The following is a 16,059-nucleotide window of genomic DNA, read 5'->3' as shown; positions in this document are numbered from 1 at the left end:
CGGGGTTTATTTACGCCCGAGGGACGTTAAGCCGGTTGATCAGATGCGGTGCAGATCGATATCGTATTTTCGGATGCGGTAACCGAGTTGACGGGGCGTGATGCCAAGGATGCGGGAGGCATGCTGTTGGACACCGCCGCTGGTCTTGAGTGCTTCGATGATTTGTCGTCGTTCGAGTTCCTGGACCTGATCCACCAGATCCGCCGGTGTGGATGTGCAGTGTGTCCCGCTGCCGTTACCGCCTCGGCCTGGGCAAAGGATATTGGCCGGCAGATCGACCTCGGTGACCATCTCCCGGTCGGACATGATGACCAGGCGCTCCATGGTGTTGGCCAGTTCGCGCACATTGCCCGGCCAGGCGTAAATTTTGAGGCAGTTCACGACCGATGGCGCGATGCACACCCCTCGGCCGTGGAGGCGGTTGAACTTCTCCAGATAAAAATCGACAAGCAGGGGAATGTCATCGGCGCGTTCGCGCAAGGGGGGCAGTACGATGGGGACGACGTTGAGGCGCCAGTAGAGATCTTCACGGAACGTGCCTTTGGCGACCTCTTCCATCAAGTTGCGGTTTGTTGCAGCCACGACGCGCACATTGACCGTCAAGCTGTCCGAAGAGCCGATGCGCTCGAAACTTCTTTCCTGCAGCACGCGAAGCAGCTTGACCTGGAGGCTGAGCGGCAGTTCTCCGATTTCATCCAGAAAAATGGTGCCTTGGTCGGCCATTTCGAAACGGCCGATGCGGCGGCCGGTGGCCCCGGTGTAAGCCCCTTTTTCCACACCGAAGAGTTCGGCCTCGATCAGGTTCTCCGGCAGGGCGGCCAGGTTGACGGCCACATAAGGCTGCCGGGCGCGCCGGCTCTGGTAGTGCAGGGTGTGGGCGATCAGCTCCTTTCCCGTGCCGCTCTCGCCGAGCAGGAGAACGCCGGTATCGGTGGCCGCCACTTTGCGCACCAGCTTGAGCACCTGCTGGAAAGGCGCAGATTCACCGATGATGTTGGGGAGGCTGTACTTCTCTTCGAGCTGCAGGCGCAGGTGGCCGCATTCGTCCTCGGTCTGGCGGAAATTTTCCCAGAGCAGTACATACTGGGCGATGAACGAAGCCACGATGGAAAGCACCCGCAGGTCGTCGTCCACGCTCCCCTGGCGTGGATCGTAGATGCCGTCCACGCTGATCACCCCCAGGGTCTTGCCATCCATGGCGATGGGCATGCAAAGAAACGAAACGCCGCTTTTCTGAGGCCGTGACGCGGTTTTATTGAGGAACTTGGGTTCGGCTCCGATGTTGGGAATGAACATGGGCTGACCGGTTTCGATGACTTGCCCGACAATACCTTCGCCGATGCGGTACTTGCCGCGCTGGATCTCTTCGCGTGTCAGACCATAGGCGGCCACGATGTTCAGCTCCCGGGAAAGGGAATCGAGCAAAAATACGCAGCCGCGCTGCATGGCCAGGCGACCTGCCAGGATGGCCATGGCCGAATAGAGATTTTTCTCCAGGTCAAAGGAGCTGGTCAGCACCTGGCTCACCTGGAGAATGGCACTGAGCTCCTCGTTTTTGCGCAAGAGTTGATCCATGTTTGCCGTTTCCGTTCCCGGCCCAAGGCCGGCGGTCCGTCCGCGATGGATACGCCGGGCATGCCGTTTAGGGTTAAGCAATCCTCGGGCCATTTCCTATGATGGGTGACGATAGGAAAAAAATTATTGATATATAAGATACATAGCTGGATTGGCGGGGTGGCTGGACCGTCAGTTAGATGATACAATAATGTAAAAAATGTCCAACGACAGTACTAAAATGAAATAAATCGATTCAGGATTTCGATTGCCGATACGTCTGTTCGGCCTGGTAGGAACTGCGCACAAAGGGGCCGGCCACCGCTTCGGTGAATCCCAGTTCAAGCGCAACGCTTCGCCAGCGGGCAAATTCTTCGGGCGGTACGTAGCGTTCCACGGGAAGATGCTGGGATGTGGGTTGGAGATACTGCCCGAGGGTCAAAAGGCGGCACCGGGCGCGTCGCAAATCCCGCAGGGCTTGGTGAATCTCCGCATCGTCTTCCCCCAGCCCCAGCATCAAGCCCGATTTGGTGGGAATCTGCGGGGCCTGCCGCGCGGCATGGGCCAGCAGACGCAGCGAGCGTTCATATACGGCTTGGGGCCGCACCGTGGGATACAGACGCGGCACGGTTTCGATATTGTGATTGAGCACATCGGGGCCGGCGTCCAGGACCGTGGTCAATGCAGCAGGGTCCCCCTGGAAATCAGGGATCAACACCTCCACGCGAACCTCCGGGATCTTGCGGCGCAGGGCGGTGATGGTGGACGCGAAGTGGCCGGCGCCGCCGTCCGGAAGGTCGTCTCGGGTCACCGACGTGACCACCACGTAATGCAACTCCATGTCGGCGGCCGCCTGGGCCACCCGCTCCGGCTCGTTCCCATCGGGTGGCTGCAGGTTTCCACCTTTGACCGCGCAGAACCGGCAGTCCCGGGTGCAGTGGTCGCCCAGGATGAGAAAGGTGGCCGTGTGATGCGAGAAGCATTCGAACATGTTCGGGCAGCACGCTTCCTGGCAGACGGTATGCAGCCGTCCTTCCCGGATCAGGCGCCGGGTCTCTTCATAGGCCGAACCGCTGGGAAAGCGTACGCGCAGCCAGGGGGGTTTTTTATGGACTGGATTTGCTGTTTTTTTGGAGTTCATTGTGTTTGTTGGGTTTCCTGGGTTTGCCGGTTTGTTTCGAGGGCGGCCCGGATATGTTCCAGGGAGACCGGTTGGAGATCGAGTCGAAGCAGCGAGCTGATCTGGCCCGCCATTTCCGTACGCACGGCCGCCATGTCGATCTGCTGTTGGGCTTCCGCGGCCATGGTGGTCATGCGGCACGATTGGATGCCGCACGGGTTGATCCAGGTGAACGGGGTCAAATCGGTGGTGACGTTGAGCGCCAGGCCGTGAAAGCTGATGCCGCGCCGAACGGTGATGCCCACGCTGCCCAGCTTGCGCCCCTGTACCCAGGCGCCGCGGTTGGCCGCATCGCCGGCGGCGGCAACGCCCCAGCGGGCCGCGGTGCGTACCATGGCCTGCTCGAGTGCCTCGACGAAGGCCACCACCCGGAGGTCGCCCCGGTTCAGGTCCACCAAAGGATAGGCCACCAGCTGTCCCGGCCCGTGATAGGTGATGTCGCCGCCGCGCTCCACAGGGATCACTTCGATCCCCCGCGCATTCAGTTCGGATTCGGAAACCAGCAGGTTTTGCCGTCCGCCCCGGCGCCCCAGGGTGAAGACCGGCGGATGCTCGATCAGGATAATCAGGTCGCGCGCCAATCGGCCCTCCTTGCGGGCCGCCACGGCCGCGCGTTGCAGGTCGAGGGCTTCGCCATAAGGGATCAGGGGCAGATCGAGCAGAAAGGCCGGATGCATTCTGTTATCCCATGAGGCACGGCTTGCGCGCCGCCTGCACTTCATCGAGACGCCTGACCTTGGCGTTGCGCGGCGCCTGGTGAAGCAGCTCCGGGTCCGTTTCGGCCTCCCTGGCGATGGCCCGCATGGCCTCAATGAAGCGGTCCAGGGTCTCCCTGGATTCACTTTCCGTGGGCTCGATCATCAGGGCGCCGCTGACCACCAGGGGGAAATAGATGGTGGGCGGGTGAAAGCCGTAATCGATGAGCCGCTTGGCGATGTCCAGGGCCGATACCTTGTGGGCCAGCTGACGCTTGTCGGAGAAGACGCATTCGTGCATGCAGGGCCGGTCATAGGGCAGATGGTAGTCGCCCCTGAGGCCGGCTTTGATGTAATTGGCGTTGAGCACGGCGTACTGGCTCACCTGTTCCAGCATGGGGCCCAGGCTGAGGATGTAGCTGTAGGCGCGCACCAGGATGCCGAAGTTGCCATAGAACGCGTGCAACTTGCCGATGGAATGGGGACAGTCGTTGCTCAGGACGAACCCCCCCTCCTGTTCCAGCACCCGCGGCACGGGCAGGAATTTGGCCAGGGCGCGGGTGACGCACACCGGCCCGGCGCCGGGACCGCCGCCGCCGTGCGGGGTCGAGAAGGTCTTGTGCAGATTGAGATGCAGGATATCCACACCCATGGCACCCATGTGCGCCACGCCGAGCAGGGCGTTCATGTTGGCGCCGTCGGCATAGACCAGGCCGCCGCGGTCGTGGACGATCTCGGCCACCCGGCGGATTTCCCGCTCGAACAGGCCCAGGGTGTTGGGATTGGTCACCATGATACCGGCGGTCTCGTCGTCCATGAGCCGCGCCACGGTCTCGGGATCGAGAATCCCGTCCGGTCCGGACGGGACCGGCACGGCGGCGTAGCCGCACAGGGAGGCGCTGGCCGGATTGGTGCCGTGGGCCGTGTCCGGAATCAGGATCTTGCTGCGCGGCCGGCCCTGTTCTGCGTGATAGGCGTGAAAGATCAGCATGCCGGTGAGTTCCCCCTGGGCCCCGGCCGCCGGCTGCAGGGTGACGGCGTCCAGACCGGTGATTTCGGCCAGCCAGCGTTCCAGATCGAACATGAGCCGCAGCAGCCCCTGGCTCAACGCCACCGGCAACAGGGGATGGGCATCGGCGATGCCGGGCAGGCCGGCCTGGCGCTCGTTGGTCTTGGGATTGTACTTCATGGTGCACGACCCGAGCGGGTACATGCTGCTGTCCACGCTCAGGTTCCACTGGCTCAGGCGGGTGTAGTGGCGCACAATTTCCGGTTCGCTCAAATCCGGAAAGTCGGGGCCATCGCCGGCTAAAGCCGCATCCAGCGGCTGCTCGGGCACGTCCCGGTCCGGCACGGAAAAGGCCGTGCGCCCTTCGGCGCCCATCTCCCAGAGCAGCGGTTCGTTGAAGATCAGTCCGGTCGTGCCGATCATCGCGTCACCTCCTCGACCAAAGCGTCCATGCCCGCCTTGCTGCACGTCTCGGTGGCGCACAGCAGGTAGTGATCCGCCAATTCAGGGTAATAGGGGGCCAGCGGCAGGCCGGCAACAATCTTCGCTTCAACCAGTCGCCGGTAAGGCGCCGAAGATGCCTGGGGCCAGCGGACGACGAATTCGTTGAAGACCGGCGCGCTGAACGGCAGTTCGGCGCCGGCGGCTTGCAGGGCATGTTTCAGGTAACCGGCCTTGTCGAAATTGAGGCGGGCCAGTTGACGGAAACCGGTGCGGCCGAGGGAGGCCATGTACATGGCCGCGGCCAGGGCGCACAGCCCCTGGTTGGTACAGATGTTGGAGGTGGCCCGCTCGCGCCGGATGTGCTGTTCGCGTGTGGAGAGGGTCAGCACGAAGCCGCGCCGCCCCTCGGCGTCCTTGGCGCGGCCCACCAGACGGCCGGGCATGCTGCGGACATGTTTCATGCGGCAGGCGAACAGCCCCACGCCCGGTCCGCCGAACGAGCGCGGGATGCCCAGGCTCTGGCCCTCGCCGCAGACGATGTCCGCTCCAAGGCGGCCGGGCGCCTCGTACAGGCCGTAGGCCAGCGGCTCGTTGAATGCCACGATCATCAAGGTCGCGTCGTCTGCGTGGATCCGACTTTCGGCCGCCTGGAGATCTTCGATGCAGCCGAAGAAGTTGGGCGACTGGAGGGCCACGGCCGCAAGCTCGCTTTTATCCGCCAGGAGCGCCAGGTCGGTGCGGCCGTCGGTTCCGTAGGGCAGGTCGACGATTTCGAAACCGGTGGGCCGAAGATAGGTCTCCACCACTCGCCGGTAATTGGGGTGAACGGCCCGGGAAACGGCCACGCGCCGCCGCTTGGTGGTGCGAATGGCCATGAGCAGCGCTTCGGCCAGGGCCGAGGCGCCATCGTACATGGAAGCGTTGGCCACCTCCATGCCGAGCAGGCGGCAGACCAGGGTCTGGTATTCGTATATGGCCTGGAGCGTGCCCTGGCTCACTTCGGGCTGGTAGGGGGTGTAGGCCGTATAGAGTTCGCCGCGGCGCAGCAGCTGCTTGATGGTTTCGGGAATATGATGATCGTAGCTGCCGGCCCCGAGGAATATGTTATAGGCGGGCGCCGTGGCCGTCTGGCCGGCCAGGTGCTCCATGTGGCGGTCCAGGTCCCATTCACTCAGGGCCGGTGGAAGGTTCAGCGGTGTGGAATGCCGGCACGGTTCGGGAACGTCGGCGAAAAGCCCATCCACTGTTTTTACTCCCACGGCCGCCAGCATGGCTGCGATATCCGATTCGGTGTGAGGCATGTACCGCATGGCGGTTATCCTTTCAGCATGGCCAGATAGGCGCCGCGATCCATGAGTTTGGCGAACGGGTCGGCGCCGGCGGGCTTGACCTTCAGCATCCAGCCGCCGTCGTAAGGATCGTTGTTGACCAGCTCCGGGCTGTCTTCCAGGTCGCCGTTGATTTCGACCACCTCACCGGCCACCGGCATGAAGAGCTCCGAAACCGCCTTGACCGACTCCACCGACCCGAACTCTTCACCCTGCTCGAGTTTGCTGCCCTTCTCAGGTAACTCCACGAAGACGATGTCGCCCAGCTGGTCCTGGGCATAGTCGCTGATGCCGACGGTCACCAGGCCGCCCTCCTTGCGGGCCCATTCATGGTCCTTGCTGTAGTATACGTCTTCGGGGAATTTGAGTTCGTCGATCTCTTTCATCGCTTTCTCCTTCGCTTTAGGGGACAAGGGATTGGTATGCCATACGGTCGCGGATAAACGGATGGGGCGGCGTCGGAATGTGTCGCTCAAACGAATTGCAAGGCAGATGACCGGGCGATCGGCCCCATCGGCTGGAGGTTATTGTGGACCGATTTGGGTCAAAATGCAATGGGAAGGGGAGGGGGGCGGCGATTTTGACCCTATCCCGGGCATGGCACGTGGCACGGGCAGGCATAAAACCCGCCTTTGCACAGGCTGGGTAGGGCCGCCGCACGCTGAATTTGGGCACGAAAGCGCAGGGGCGGGCTATGCGCCCGCCCGCATCCTTGGTCTGAACGGCATGTCAAGATTCGGAAGCTATTTTCCCGCTTCTTCGATCCTCATCAGCTTGTCGATGCTTTTTTCGAAATTTTCCACGCGGCTCTTGTTCAACACGAAAGGATAGGGGGTGGCCGACGAGGCGGCCGGTATCTTGTCCGCCGTGTCATTCTCGGGGGCAAACACCTGCACGGCATACTCGCCTTGATCGTCCTTGAGGGTGATCTGCCAACGGGGAGCGCCCAAGCCATCTTTGACCGTGTCGTCCAGGTACCCGTCACAATTCAATCGCGCGATGCCGTTCAGCAGCGCATCGACCTCTTCTTTTGCCACAACCTGGCCCTGGGCATCGTGCCATTCGACCTTCGTGGATGGTGGCGGGGATGGGGTTTCGGCTTTGTCTTCCTGGGTCTCACCGGCCGGCGGGGCGATCTCCTTTCTGGTCAACGCGATGGTGCGATCCCCCTTGCTCAGGGTCATCGTGGCGATGCTCTCCCGGGAAAGGTCGAGAATGGTTTTGTCTCTCAGGTCCGCGATGGTGTGCTCGAACGTGCGCTTGAGCTGTCCCCGGGCATGATAGACATTGGGATCGCCGTCAATCAGCACGAAGGTGTGCTGGAAAGTCGGTGCCGGTTCGCCGATATGGAAGCGTCGAACGGCATCGGCGCCCCGGAAGGCGTCCACCGTGATGCGTTTGCCTTCGGCCAGCCCGTAGCGTTCGTAGCTCCCCGACTCGGACACCAGGGCCGTGAGGGTCAGCTGGGCGGCGGCATTGGCCATGTTTTTCACCTTGACGGTGTCCGCCGGATAGGCCTGGGGTTGAATGAACCATTTTTCGTCTTTCTTGACCAGTTCCACCGAACCGTCCGGTTGACCGGAAACCACCATGCAGTCGATATCCGCGCTCTCCACCCTGGCTGGCTGAGGCAACTCACCGGGTTCGTGATTGGCGGATTGCAGGGTGAGGTAAAACACCAGTGCCACGATGACCAATACGAGGATGACGTATTCCTTTTTGACTTTCATGCAAACCTCTTTGACTGGATTGAAAACATCACAACAACCGTTCGCTCGTTATTGACCGAAAATCTGCTGAATCATTTTACGGCGGGCATGGCGGCGCCACCACACCAGCAGTCCAAATCCCACCACCAGGATGGGCAGGCCCACCATGTTGAAGGATTTGATCAACACCTTGGTGCTGTTGGTGGTCGGCGCCAGCGGGTTGAAGCGTTGCTCCTTGCTGCGCATGGCTGCGACCGCCTCGCGGTCGTTGAGGGCGTCGATCATGTTGAGCACGAACATGGTGTTGGGGCTCTGACCGTTTTCGTCCAGCAACTGGTCCGAGAGCATCTTGGAGGAGGCCACGACGAATATTTTGGCCGGCATGCTGGTTTCCCTGAAACCACCCTGGTCCTGGATCTGGGAGAGGTCGGCCGTTTCAACCGACTTGTCCGCGTCGGCGGCCGCTTCTTCCGTTGGCTGGTCGGACGAGCTGTCCGCATCATCCTTGGCCGGTTTTTCGGGCATGGGTTTGTCCTTGAAATAGCTGGTAAAGACGCCTTCGAGCAGGTAGGCCAGGGGTCGGCGGGCCATTTCGGTGTCCGATGCCGGCGGCGTGAGGAACATGGGGTTCAGAACGATGCGGTCGCGCATCTCCCATGAGCGCTCGGACGAGGCGAACAACTCGTGGGCCTTGACCTCCTGGGCCGCGATCCGTTCATTGTCCAGCTCCAGGGGCGAGACCAGATAGGCAAACAGGCCCTTGATATTTTTAAGGTAATCCAAATCTTTGTTGATGTTGGCGCCCTCGATTTTGGGAATGAAATAGATCGGTTGCTCGCCGCCGCCCTGCTGCCGCGGTTTGACCTGGCGATGGCACTTTTCATCCAGCACCACGGCCTGTTTGATCCGGACACCGTAATGGGCCAGCATCTCTTCCAGGCCCGTGTCCAGGGGCACGAACGTGGGCATCTGGTTGGACATGAACGGTCCCTGGTTGGCGGGCATCTTCTCCTCGAAGGCGTCGATGAAGAGCGCCAGGTTGGTGCCGCGCATCAGGGCCTGGTCGATCTGATAGAGATCGTAGTCGGACATTTTTTCGATGGGCCGCACGATCACCATGCTTTTCAGCCCTGGGGCAATCGTCTCCTCCTTCAGGTCGATCGGCTTTACAGTGTAGGTTTTGTTAAGCAGGTTGCCGAACAGGTTCAGGCTGTCCTCCTGGGGGCCGAGCGGGCTGCCGCCGCCGATGTCCAACGTGCCGTAGGCAGTCAAGTAGCCGACATCCTCATTGATGTTGATCAGCCGTTCGATGTTGGTGTTGATCAGATCTTCCAATTCTTCCACCGAAGTGAGCTGGTACTGGTCACCAAAAATCGGAACCCGTACCACCCGCAGCAGCGGGATTTCGCGGGTTTTGTCCTTGTACTGCAACAGCATTCCGATGGTGCCCTGGCCGGCGGCGATATTGGCCTTTTCGATATCCGGCCATTGCAGCCGGAGCAGATTGAAACCGTCCAGCCCTTGGCTCGATGTGCCGGCCCGGCTGGGGTCGATACGCTCGAATTCAAGCTTGCCGTAGGTTTTGGCCTTCATGCGGTCCACGACCGCCTTGATCTCTTCGGGGTATTGGTCCAGATGTTTCAGGTTCATGTAGGGCGCCACCTTGAACAGGTCGGAAGAGAGAACCAGGGTCGCCTTGATGTTGCCATCCAGGGCCAGCAGGGCGCTGACCTTGTGGTTGAGCTTCTGGATGGCCGTGGTCAACTGGTACTCGAGCCCATCGGTGGTGGTGATGGTGGGGATGCGCTCGATGATGTCCCCGTGGATCATCACCAACCCCATATAGGCCTGCTTGAACTTGAGTTCGTCCTGTTCGACGATCTGGATCTGAACCGGATGGATGCCGTAGTCGCGGGCCATCTGCTGGTTTTCGCGGGCCGCCTCGCTCACCCCTTCGGTCTCGGGGCTCACGTCGTAGAAGTGGACCCGGAAGTACTTCTGGTTGTTGAGGGCGTATTCTCCGAGCAGGTCGCGCAGGTAGATCTCGGTGGTGTTGTGGGGCGCGGGCAGGTCCCTGGTGAAAAACACCTTGACGGTCAGCGGCTCGGTGAGCGTCTCGGCGACCTTCACACTGACCGGCGAAAGAGAGTAGATGCCGTTCTGGGTCAGGTCGCCCCTGAAGAAGAGGCGGATGCCCGCGATGTTGATCAGTATGACGATCAGGGCATAGAGCCCGAATTTGATATACTTGGCATGGCTGCGGGGAGTGGCTTTCATTTCGATCTATCCTTTACTATTTCTCTTCCATCGACAGATGGGTGGCATACAGTCCCAGGAAAGCAACGCTCAAAAAGTAGAGCAGGTCGCGCGAGTCCACGATTCCCTTGGCGATGTTGTTGAAGTGGGCGCTGGCGCTGATGAAGGTGATGACATCCAGAATGGTCTGCGGAAAGAAAAAGAGCATCTGGTCGATGATGGCCAGTGTCACGCAGATGACCATGGCCACGATGCAGGCGATAATCTGGTTACGGGTCAGCGACGAGGCGAACAGGCCGATGGCGGCATAGGCCCCGGCCAGCAGGATGGCGCCTAGGTATCCGCCCAGGGTGGCGCCCCAGTCCAGATCGCCGACCGCGCTGATGAAAATCGCATAGGAGAGCGTGGGGACCAGGATCGCTCCGGCAAAGGCCACGGCGGCCAGGAACTTGCCGATGATGATGTCGCGGAAGGTGACCGGCAGGGTAAGCAACAGTTCGTAGGAGCCGACGTTGATCTCCTCGGAAAAGAGCCGCATGGTGATGATCGGCACTACCAGCGCGAAGATGAAGGGCAGCAGGTTGAAAAACCGCCGCATGTCCGCCTGATCGAAAATGAAGAAGGTGGAGAAAAAGAGCCAGCCGGTGACGATCAGAAAGACGGCGATGACGATGTAGGCGATGGGTGAAACGAAATAATCCTTGAACTCTTTGCTGAAAATGAGCAGTGCCTGGCGCATGTCGCTACTCCCTGGTCAATTCACGGAAAATGGTTTCGAGGTTCCTGGTCTCCTGGCTCAACTCCACAAGGACCCAGTCGGTGGCTTTGACCGCCGCGTACAGGTCGGGCCGGATGTCTCGATCGGCCCGGCTGACCACGCTGCAGGGCACGATCCCGGGCGTGTCGATGGGAAGGGCCGCGGCCCGGTCCACACCGGGCACCGTCTTCAGGAGCGCCACTGCCTCGTCGGCGGCCACACCCATCAGGCCGAGCTGGATTTGGCATTCGCCGTCCTTGCTTGCAGTGAGCTGCTGGGTGCTGCCGTCGGCAATGATTCTTCCCTTATTGATGATGACGATGCGGTCGCACGTGGCCTCGGCCTCGCTGAGAATGTGCGTGGAGAGAATGACGGTCTTTTCCCGTCCAATCTTTTTAATGATTTCACGAATTTCCACAATTTGATTGGGGTCGAGTCCCGAAGTGGGTTCATCGAGGATGAGAATCTCCGGGTCGCTCATCATGGCATGGGCCAGGCCCACGCGCTGTTTGAGCCCCTTGGAAAGGGTGTCGATGGTTTTGTGCATGATGCCCCGCAGGGCGCACATATCGGCCAGTTCGACGATGCGGCGTTGCTTGGCCTCCCCGGACAGGCCGCGGATGCGCGCCACATGGTCCAGGTAGTCATAGACGATCATGCTTTTGTACAAAGGGGCCGATTCGGGCAGATAGCCGATCAGGCGCTTGATGGCCAGCGGGTTTTCGTAGATCGAATGCGATTTTACCTGGATGTCCCCGGCCGAGGGCTGGAAATAGCCGGTCAGCATCCTCAAGGTGGTGGTTTTGCCCGCGCCGTTGGGGCCCAGCAGCCCCACGATCTCGCCCCCCTTGATGTCCAGGTCGATGTGATCCACGGCGCAAAAATCGTCGTAGTATTTAGTCAGGCCTTCAACATGGATCATTCGTGGTCTCCTTGTTTGTAGCAGGCGATGTGAAATCGTGCATGTCTCTCATCAGAATATTTTTTACGGGTTTTCTCGACCGCTTCGGGAGGTGGTATTCAGGTCTGACCGAATACGCGGCCGGTCACTGTTTCGCATGCCCCTTCGGGTATCGTATGAAGTTGTTTTTAATAGAGGATATCGGCCGGGGTGTCAATAGCCCCAGCAGTCATCCAGCGATTCCAACAGAAATGTGACAAGAACGTGGCGTGTTACAAAAGTCGGTCATCGTTCGGGTTGGCCCCGAAGCTTCACGGCGTACCACGGTCCAGAGATTCTCGATTGTTTGCATTTCGGGCAGCGTCCCGGCGGTGCCAGCCGCTGCCGCGACGTGAATTCATAGCCGCATCCGTCGCAGCGGGCGGGTCTGACCAGGAGTCGGCCGCCCTGGGCGGTCACTGATTTCTGAACGTGCGGCAGATGGGTAAGGGTCTCTTTTTCTGTCATTCCGAGGAGTTGGGCGATTTGGTAAAGATCCATCTCCCGCTGCCGGAGTTCCGCGATGATGCGTTGTCGGATGGTTTGGCTCATTTTTCCGTAATGCCGGGCTGCGCCAGAAGCCACTCGACCAGCCCTTCCACCGCGGGTTGAATGACCTTCAGGCTTGCCTGGTACATCTCCAAAGGCCCGCCATAGGGGTCTTCCACGTCGCGGTCCCGTTGATCCGGATCGGTCGAGAAGGCAGTCAACAACTTCACACTGCTCTTGCCGAAAAGCAGCATGCCGCGCAGCGTCCTCAGGTGCTCCTGGGCCATGGCCAGGCTCAAATCGGCCCGACGCACCAGATCGGGGCTCACCATCCGGGCCCGGTGGTCGCTGATGTCGATTCCCGACCTGGCCATGACGGCCTCCGCATGGGGGGCCGCTCGATTGCCGTGCATGGCATAGGTGCCGGCCGAAGAGACGCGCACATGGTGTCTGAGCTCCGTTGGCAGCAGATGGCGCAACAACCCTTCGGCCATGGGGCTTCGGCAGATGTTGCCGGTGCACACCATCAAGATATCGAACATGTCGGACCATCCTTCGATTTAAGGCAAAGATTCGATGATAAGCCGCCGCTACCGGCCTGTCAACGCGATGGAACATTCTAAAACGGCCTTGGCCACAAAAGGGGCCGGCCCGGGGCGGGTCCATTCCCGGATGCAGGCGAAACGGACCAGGAGCGGGTTGGCCGGATCTTTAATCGCGTGTCAGTGCATACACCTTGTCGAACCACTTGAATCGCGATGCCTTGGGCATGCACCAGCGCTTCAAGGCGTTGGTCAGTTCGTTTCGATTGACGCCGCAAATGCGCTTGAGCTGCATGAACGCTTCGCCGTTGATCCAGCCGGGCAGGCCCCTCGATGCCTGGTGGATGGCGCGGATTTGATCCGCACTGAAGGGCAGCCGTTTGAGGAAACCGGCCACCTTCATGCGGTGTTCCAGGTAGGCTTTGGTTTGTTTTTCGGTGAGTGCGGCCACAAAGATCTTTTCGATCACCGTCTTGGGCGGCAACCATTGGGCGATCTCCGCAAAACGTCGGCGCATTTCCGGTTCGGCGAACAAGACGATGCTTTGCAGTTTCCGCCGGCCGTCCGGCGCGAAGGCCGACTGCAGCAGCAGTCTCAACTCCGATGGCGAAAGCTGATGGGCATCGTCCACGATCACCGACGGCGGCGTGTCGTTGCGGGACAAATAGACCATGCGGTTATTCAGATTGCGCCAAGGGTCGAGACGGCATTTTGTCCGGCGCTTCAGGCGGATTCGGCCGGCCTGCCATCGATTGCCGGCATCGTAAAGAAAACGGTTCATCAAAGTGGTTTTGCCGCTGCCCCGTTCGCCGATTACGACAATCACCAGGCTGCTGCCGCCCACCATGTTGTTCAGAATGGCGAGTCTTTGGGTGGTCAGCGGCGAGGCAAAAAAATAGCGGTTCAACGAGCGTTGGCTCCCATGATCCTCTGTCTCGAGGCCCAGGAGAGCCGGCAGCGGTGCATGCGAGCGTTTGGCCAGAAGCCTGCAGGTCAATTGTGCGATCATTTTTTGACACCCCTTTTCCCGCGCGTGTGGCCGCTGGGGCATTTCACCGCCCCTGATGTCCAATTCATTTTTCCAAAATCATACACCTGGATAATTTTGTGAACGGACTCTTTCGTTGTTGGCCCCATTGCCGAAGCCCGGCATTTTCATTTTTTGGATATTGCAATCCGCATACCATCCGGACCATCAATTCTAACTGAATGTGATTCACCTTGACGGGCATGCATTGCAAGAGGCGTTTGATAAAAAGATTCGCATGGCAACGGGAATGGCAGGCGTGGGTGGAGCAGGTGGCCAGGGCCACTTGACCGCTTGGCGTGTGGCATCGGCCAGCTGTTCCATCCGCGCCGGGTTTAATGAATCACAATCAGCTTGATTCGTTGTCCTCCCCGATCCGTGCTTGATCTTTTTTATGCGGTCCATTATAAATTGTTCCATCGGGCCATGGAGACGCTTGCCAGATTCGGGCATCCCTTTGCGTGAAGACCCGGCGGAAGTGCCGGACCGATCGAACGCACCACCCTGTTGCCTGTGAGACAACCGACGGAGATATCGCCACTGCCGGTCGCATTCCCAAACCACTCGTCATTGTTCCGCCGTGGAGAACAACTATGACTGATTGCCGCATTCTTTTTGTAGATGACGACAAAGATATATTGATGATGGTCGAGCAGTATCTGCAAATGCAAGGCTATGATATCACTACGGTCGACAGTGGAATGAAGGCCCTCGACCTGGTCAAGGATCAGGATATCGACATCATCTTCACCGATTACAAAATGCCCGAGTTCAACGGTTTGGAGTTGCTGGCGGCCGTCAAACAATACAAGCCCAGCATCGAGGTGATCATCGTCACGGGCTATGGTTCGATGGAGTCGGCCATTCAGGCGATGAAATTCGGCAGTTACGATTACCTGCAAAAGCCCTTCAAGCTCGACCACCTCAAGCTGATCATCGACCGCATCACCGGTGAGCGCAAGGTCAAGGACAAGAAAGCCCTGGTGCGCAAACGAGGGCAGCAGCGTCATCGATTCCATGGACTGATCGGGATCAGTCCGCCGATGCAGCAGGTCTATGAACTCCTCGAAACCGTCAGCCAGCAGAACCCCATGGTCCTGATTCAGGGCGAAAGCGGTACCGGAAAGGAGTTGGTGGCGCGCACCATTCACTCTATGAGCGAACGACGGGAAAACGCCTTCGTTCCGGTCAACTGCAGCGGCATCACCGATGGCGTGCCCGAGGAGGAGATGGTCAGCCATGTGAGGGCCCTGATGCAAAAGGTCCACGGAGGTTCGATCTACCTGGATGAAATCGCGGACCTGGCGCCCGCGTTGCGTCTCTCCATTCTGCAGGCCTTGAAAGACGAGCAGAAAAAGGAGGGCACCACCACCCGGGTGATCGCCGCCACCAGCAAGGAGTTGGGCGAAGTGATCGCCAGCGGCGCCCTGAAGAAGAACTTTTTCGACCTGCTAAATGCCGTCGTCTTCCGTTTGCCGCCCCTGCGCGAACGGCTCGAAGATATTTGCCTGCTCATCAACCATTTTATCCATATGGCCTGCGCCAAACACAATCGCCGCACCATCGGTGTCTCTCCCGAAGCACTGGATATCCTCATGGATTACCACTGGCCGGGCAACCTGATCCAACTGCAGAACGTGATCGATCGGGCATTGGCCCTGGGTGTCGAAGAGTCCATCCAGCCGGCGGACCTGCCGGCGGAGATACAGACGTTCTCAACCATCTCCAAAATGAGCTGAGACGGATGAGCACTCCAGATTCGGCGTTGCCGGAGGATCGCGGTAGGGCACTACAGCTTCACCTCCGGCGCCTTGACTCCGGCGCGCTCAGCCGTTTCAGCAGTTGGGGGTACACCCCAAATCGGATTCTGCGTTGATTCAATGAAGACATTTTCATCGCAACGAGTTTGGCAGGCGTGGGTGGAGCAGGTGGCCAGGGCCATGTGAGCCATGCGATGTAGTGCCGGTTTAATGCAAACGGCGGACAAGCGGCCCAGACTGTTTGAGCGCAGCGAGTTTCTGGGCCGCCCGCCGTGCATTTTACCGGCACTTGACCGCTTGGCGTGTGGCATCGGCCACCCGTTCCACCCACGCCGGGTTTAATGAATAGCTTTCAGTTCGAGCTGGTTT

At 59.9% G+C, this 16,059-nt stretch carries 14 protein-coding genes; 1 reads left to right on the top strand and 13 read right to left on the bottom strand.

Annotation, left to right across the window (positions count from 1 at the left end; all coding sequences use genetic code 11):
- Positions 1-39: 39 nt before the first annotated feature.
- The 13 genes from DFT_RS18410 to DFT_RS18350 all read right to left on the bottom strand — a co-directional run bounded on the left by DFT_RS18410 (position 40) and on the right by DFT_RS18350 (position 13,912).
- Positions 40-1,575 (bottom strand): sigma 54-interacting transcriptional regulator, encoded by a 1,536-nt coding sequence (locus tag DFT_RS18410; RefSeq protein ID WP_054032741.1) that lies wholly within the window; start codon positions 1,573-1,575, stop codon positions 40-42.
- A gap of 235 nt (positions 1,576-1,810) precedes the next feature.
- The gene (gene lipA, locus DFT_RS18405) at positions 1,811-2,695 is read right to left on the bottom strand and encodes a lipoyl synthase (protein ID WP_054032740.1); all 885 of its coding nucleotides are present in this window, start codon (positions 2,693-2,695) and stop codon (positions 1,811-1,813) included.
- Positions 2,692-3,411 carry a lipoyl(octanoyl) transferase LipB gene (gene lipB / locus DFT_RS18400; protein ID WP_054032739.1) on the bottom strand — a complete coding sequence of 240 codons (720 nt, stop codon included), beginning with the start codon at positions 3,409-3,411 and terminating at the stop codon, positions 2,692-2,694. Before lipB ends, lipA begins: the two co-directional genes overlap by 4 nt.
- A 4-nt stretch (positions 3,412-3,415) precedes the next feature.
- A complete protein-coding gene (gene gcvPB / locus DFT_RS18395; protein WP_054032738.1) occupies positions 3,416-4,861 on the bottom strand; it encodes an aminomethyl-transferring glycine dehydrogenase subunit GcvPB in 1,446 nt (481 codons plus the stop codon).
- Positions 4,858-6,192 carry an aminomethyl-transferring glycine dehydrogenase subunit GcvPA gene (gene gcvPA / locus DFT_RS18390; protein ID WP_054032737.1) on the bottom strand — a complete coding sequence of 445 codons (1,335 nt, stop codon included), beginning with the start codon at positions 6,190-6,192 and terminating at the stop codon, positions 4,858-4,860. Before gcvPA ends, gcvPB begins: the two co-directional genes overlap by 4 nt.
- 5 nt (positions 6,193-6,197) lie before the next feature.
- On the bottom strand, positions 6,198-6,596 hold the full coding sequence (gene gcvH / locus DFT_RS18385; RefSeq protein ID WP_054032736.1) for a glycine cleavage system protein GcvH: 399 nt from the start codon (positions 6,594-6,596) through the stop codon (positions 6,198-6,200).
- Positions 6,597-6,953: 357 nt separating this feature from the next.
- The gene (locus DFT_RS18380; protein ID WP_054032735.1) at positions 6,954-7,940 is read right to left on the bottom strand and encodes a DUF4340 domain-containing protein; all 987 of its coding nucleotides are present in this window, start codon (positions 7,938-7,940) and stop codon (positions 6,954-6,956) included.
- A gap of 48 nt (positions 7,941-7,988) precedes the next feature.
- On the bottom strand, positions 7,989-10,196 hold the full coding sequence (locus DFT_RS18375) for a Gldg family protein (protein WP_054032734.1): 2,208 nt from the start codon (positions 10,194-10,196) through the stop codon (positions 7,989-7,991).
- A gap of 16 nt (positions 10,197-10,212) precedes the next feature.
- Positions 10,213-10,914 carry an ABC transporter permease gene (locus tag DFT_RS18370; protein ID WP_054032733.1) on the bottom strand — a complete coding sequence of 234 codons (702 nt, stop codon included), beginning with the start codon at positions 10,912-10,914 and terminating at the stop codon, positions 10,213-10,215.
- Positions 10,915-10,918: 4 nt separating this feature from the next.
- Positions 10,919-11,854 (bottom strand): ABC transporter ATP-binding protein, encoded by a 936-nt coding sequence (locus tag DFT_RS18365; RefSeq protein WP_054032732.1) that lies wholly within the window; start codon positions 11,852-11,854, stop codon positions 10,919-10,921.
- Positions 11,855-12,118: 264 nt separating this feature from the next.
- Positions 12,119-12,424 (bottom strand): transcriptional regulator, encoded by a 306-nt coding sequence (locus DFT_RS18360; RefSeq protein ID WP_054032731.1) that lies wholly within the window; start codon positions 12,422-12,424, stop codon positions 12,119-12,121.
- A complete protein-coding gene (locus DFT_RS18355) occupies positions 12,421-12,903 on the bottom strand; it encodes an arsenate reductase/protein-tyrosine-phosphatase family protein (RefSeq protein ID WP_054032730.1) in 483 nt (160 codons plus the stop codon). The genes DFT_RS18360 and DFT_RS18355 overlap by 4 nt, the downstream gene beginning before the upstream one ends.
- A 169-nt stretch (positions 12,904-13,072) precedes the next feature.
- Positions 13,073-13,912, bottom strand: coding sequence for a hypothetical protein (locus DFT_RS18350; protein ID WP_054032729.1), 840 nt, complete (start codon positions 13,910-13,912; stop codon positions 13,073-13,075).
- A gap of 611 nt (positions 13,913-14,523) precedes the next feature.
- On the opposite strand from DFT_RS18350, the gene DFT_RS18340 reads away from it, so the two are divergent.
- The gene (locus DFT_RS18340) at positions 14,524-15,669 is read left to right on the top strand and encodes a sigma-54-dependent transcriptional regulator (RefSeq protein WP_054032727.1); all 1,146 of its coding nucleotides are present in this window, start codon (positions 14,524-14,526) and stop codon (positions 15,667-15,669) included.
- Positions 15,670-16,059 lie beyond the last annotated feature (390 nt).

The organism is Desulfatitalea tepidiphila, from assembly GCF_001293685.1.
Lineage (GTDB): Bacteria > Desulfobacterota > Desulfobacteria > Desulfobacterales > Desulfosarcinaceae > Desulfatitalea > Desulfatitalea tepidiphila.
The sequence above is the reverse complement of the archived record's forward strand: the minus strand, read 5'-3'. Positions and strand labels throughout refer to the sequence as shown.

Excerpts from the sequence above, each read along its gene's own strand:
- DFT_RS18410 (WP_054032741.1), bottom strand. The coding sequence starts at position 1,575 with ATGGATCAACTCTTGCGCAAAAACGAGGAGCTCAGTGCCATTCTCCAG.
- gcvPA (WP_054032737.1), bottom strand. The coding sequence starts at position 6,192 with ATGCGGTACATGCCTCACACCGAATCGGATATCGCAGCCATGCTGGCG.
- gcvPB (WP_054032738.1), bottom strand. The coding sequence starts at position 4,861 with ATGATCGGCACGACCGGACTGATCTTCAACGAACCGCTGCTCTGGGAG.
- lipA (WP_054032740.1), bottom strand. The coding sequence starts at position 2,695 with ATGAACTCCAAAAAAACAGCAAATCCAGTCCATAAAAAACCCCCCTGG.
- gcvH (WP_054032736.1), bottom strand. The coding sequence starts at position 6,596 with ATGAAAGAGATCGACGAACTCAAATTCCCCGAAGACGTATACTACAGC.
- DFT_RS18340 (WP_054032727.1), top strand. The coding sequence starts at position 14,524 with ATGACTGATTGCCGCATTCTTTTTGTAGATGACGACAAAGATATATTG.
- DFT_RS18350 (WP_054032729.1), bottom strand. The coding sequence starts at position 13,912 with ATGATCGCACAATTGACCTGCAGGCTTCTGGCCAAACGCTCGCATGCA.
- DFT_RS18355 (WP_054032730.1), bottom strand. The coding sequence starts at position 12,903 with ATGTTCGATATCTTGATGGTGTGCACCGGCAACATCTGCCGAAGCCCC.
- DFT_RS18365 (WP_054032732.1), bottom strand. The coding sequence starts at position 11,854 with ATGATCCATGTTGAAGGCCTGACTAAATACTACGACGATTTTTGCGCC.
- DFT_RS18370 (WP_054032733.1), bottom strand. The coding sequence starts at position 10,914 with ATGCGCCAGGCACTGCTCATTTTCAGCAAAGAGTTCAAGGATTATTTC.
- lipB (WP_054032739.1), bottom strand. The coding sequence starts at position 3,411 with ATGCATCCGGCCTTTCTGCTCGATCTGCCCCTGATCCCTTATGGCGAA.
- DFT_RS18375 (WP_054032734.1), bottom strand. The coding sequence starts at position 10,196 with ATGAAAGCCACTCCCCGCAGCCATGCCAAGTATATCAAATTCGGGCTC.
- DFT_RS18380 (WP_054032735.1), bottom strand. The coding sequence starts at position 7,940 with ATGAAAGTCAAAAAGGAATACGTCATCCTCGTATTGGTCATCGTGGCA.
- DFT_RS18360 (WP_054032731.1), bottom strand. The coding sequence starts at position 12,424 with ATGAGCCAAACCATCCGACAACGCATCATCGCGGAACTCCGGCAGCGG.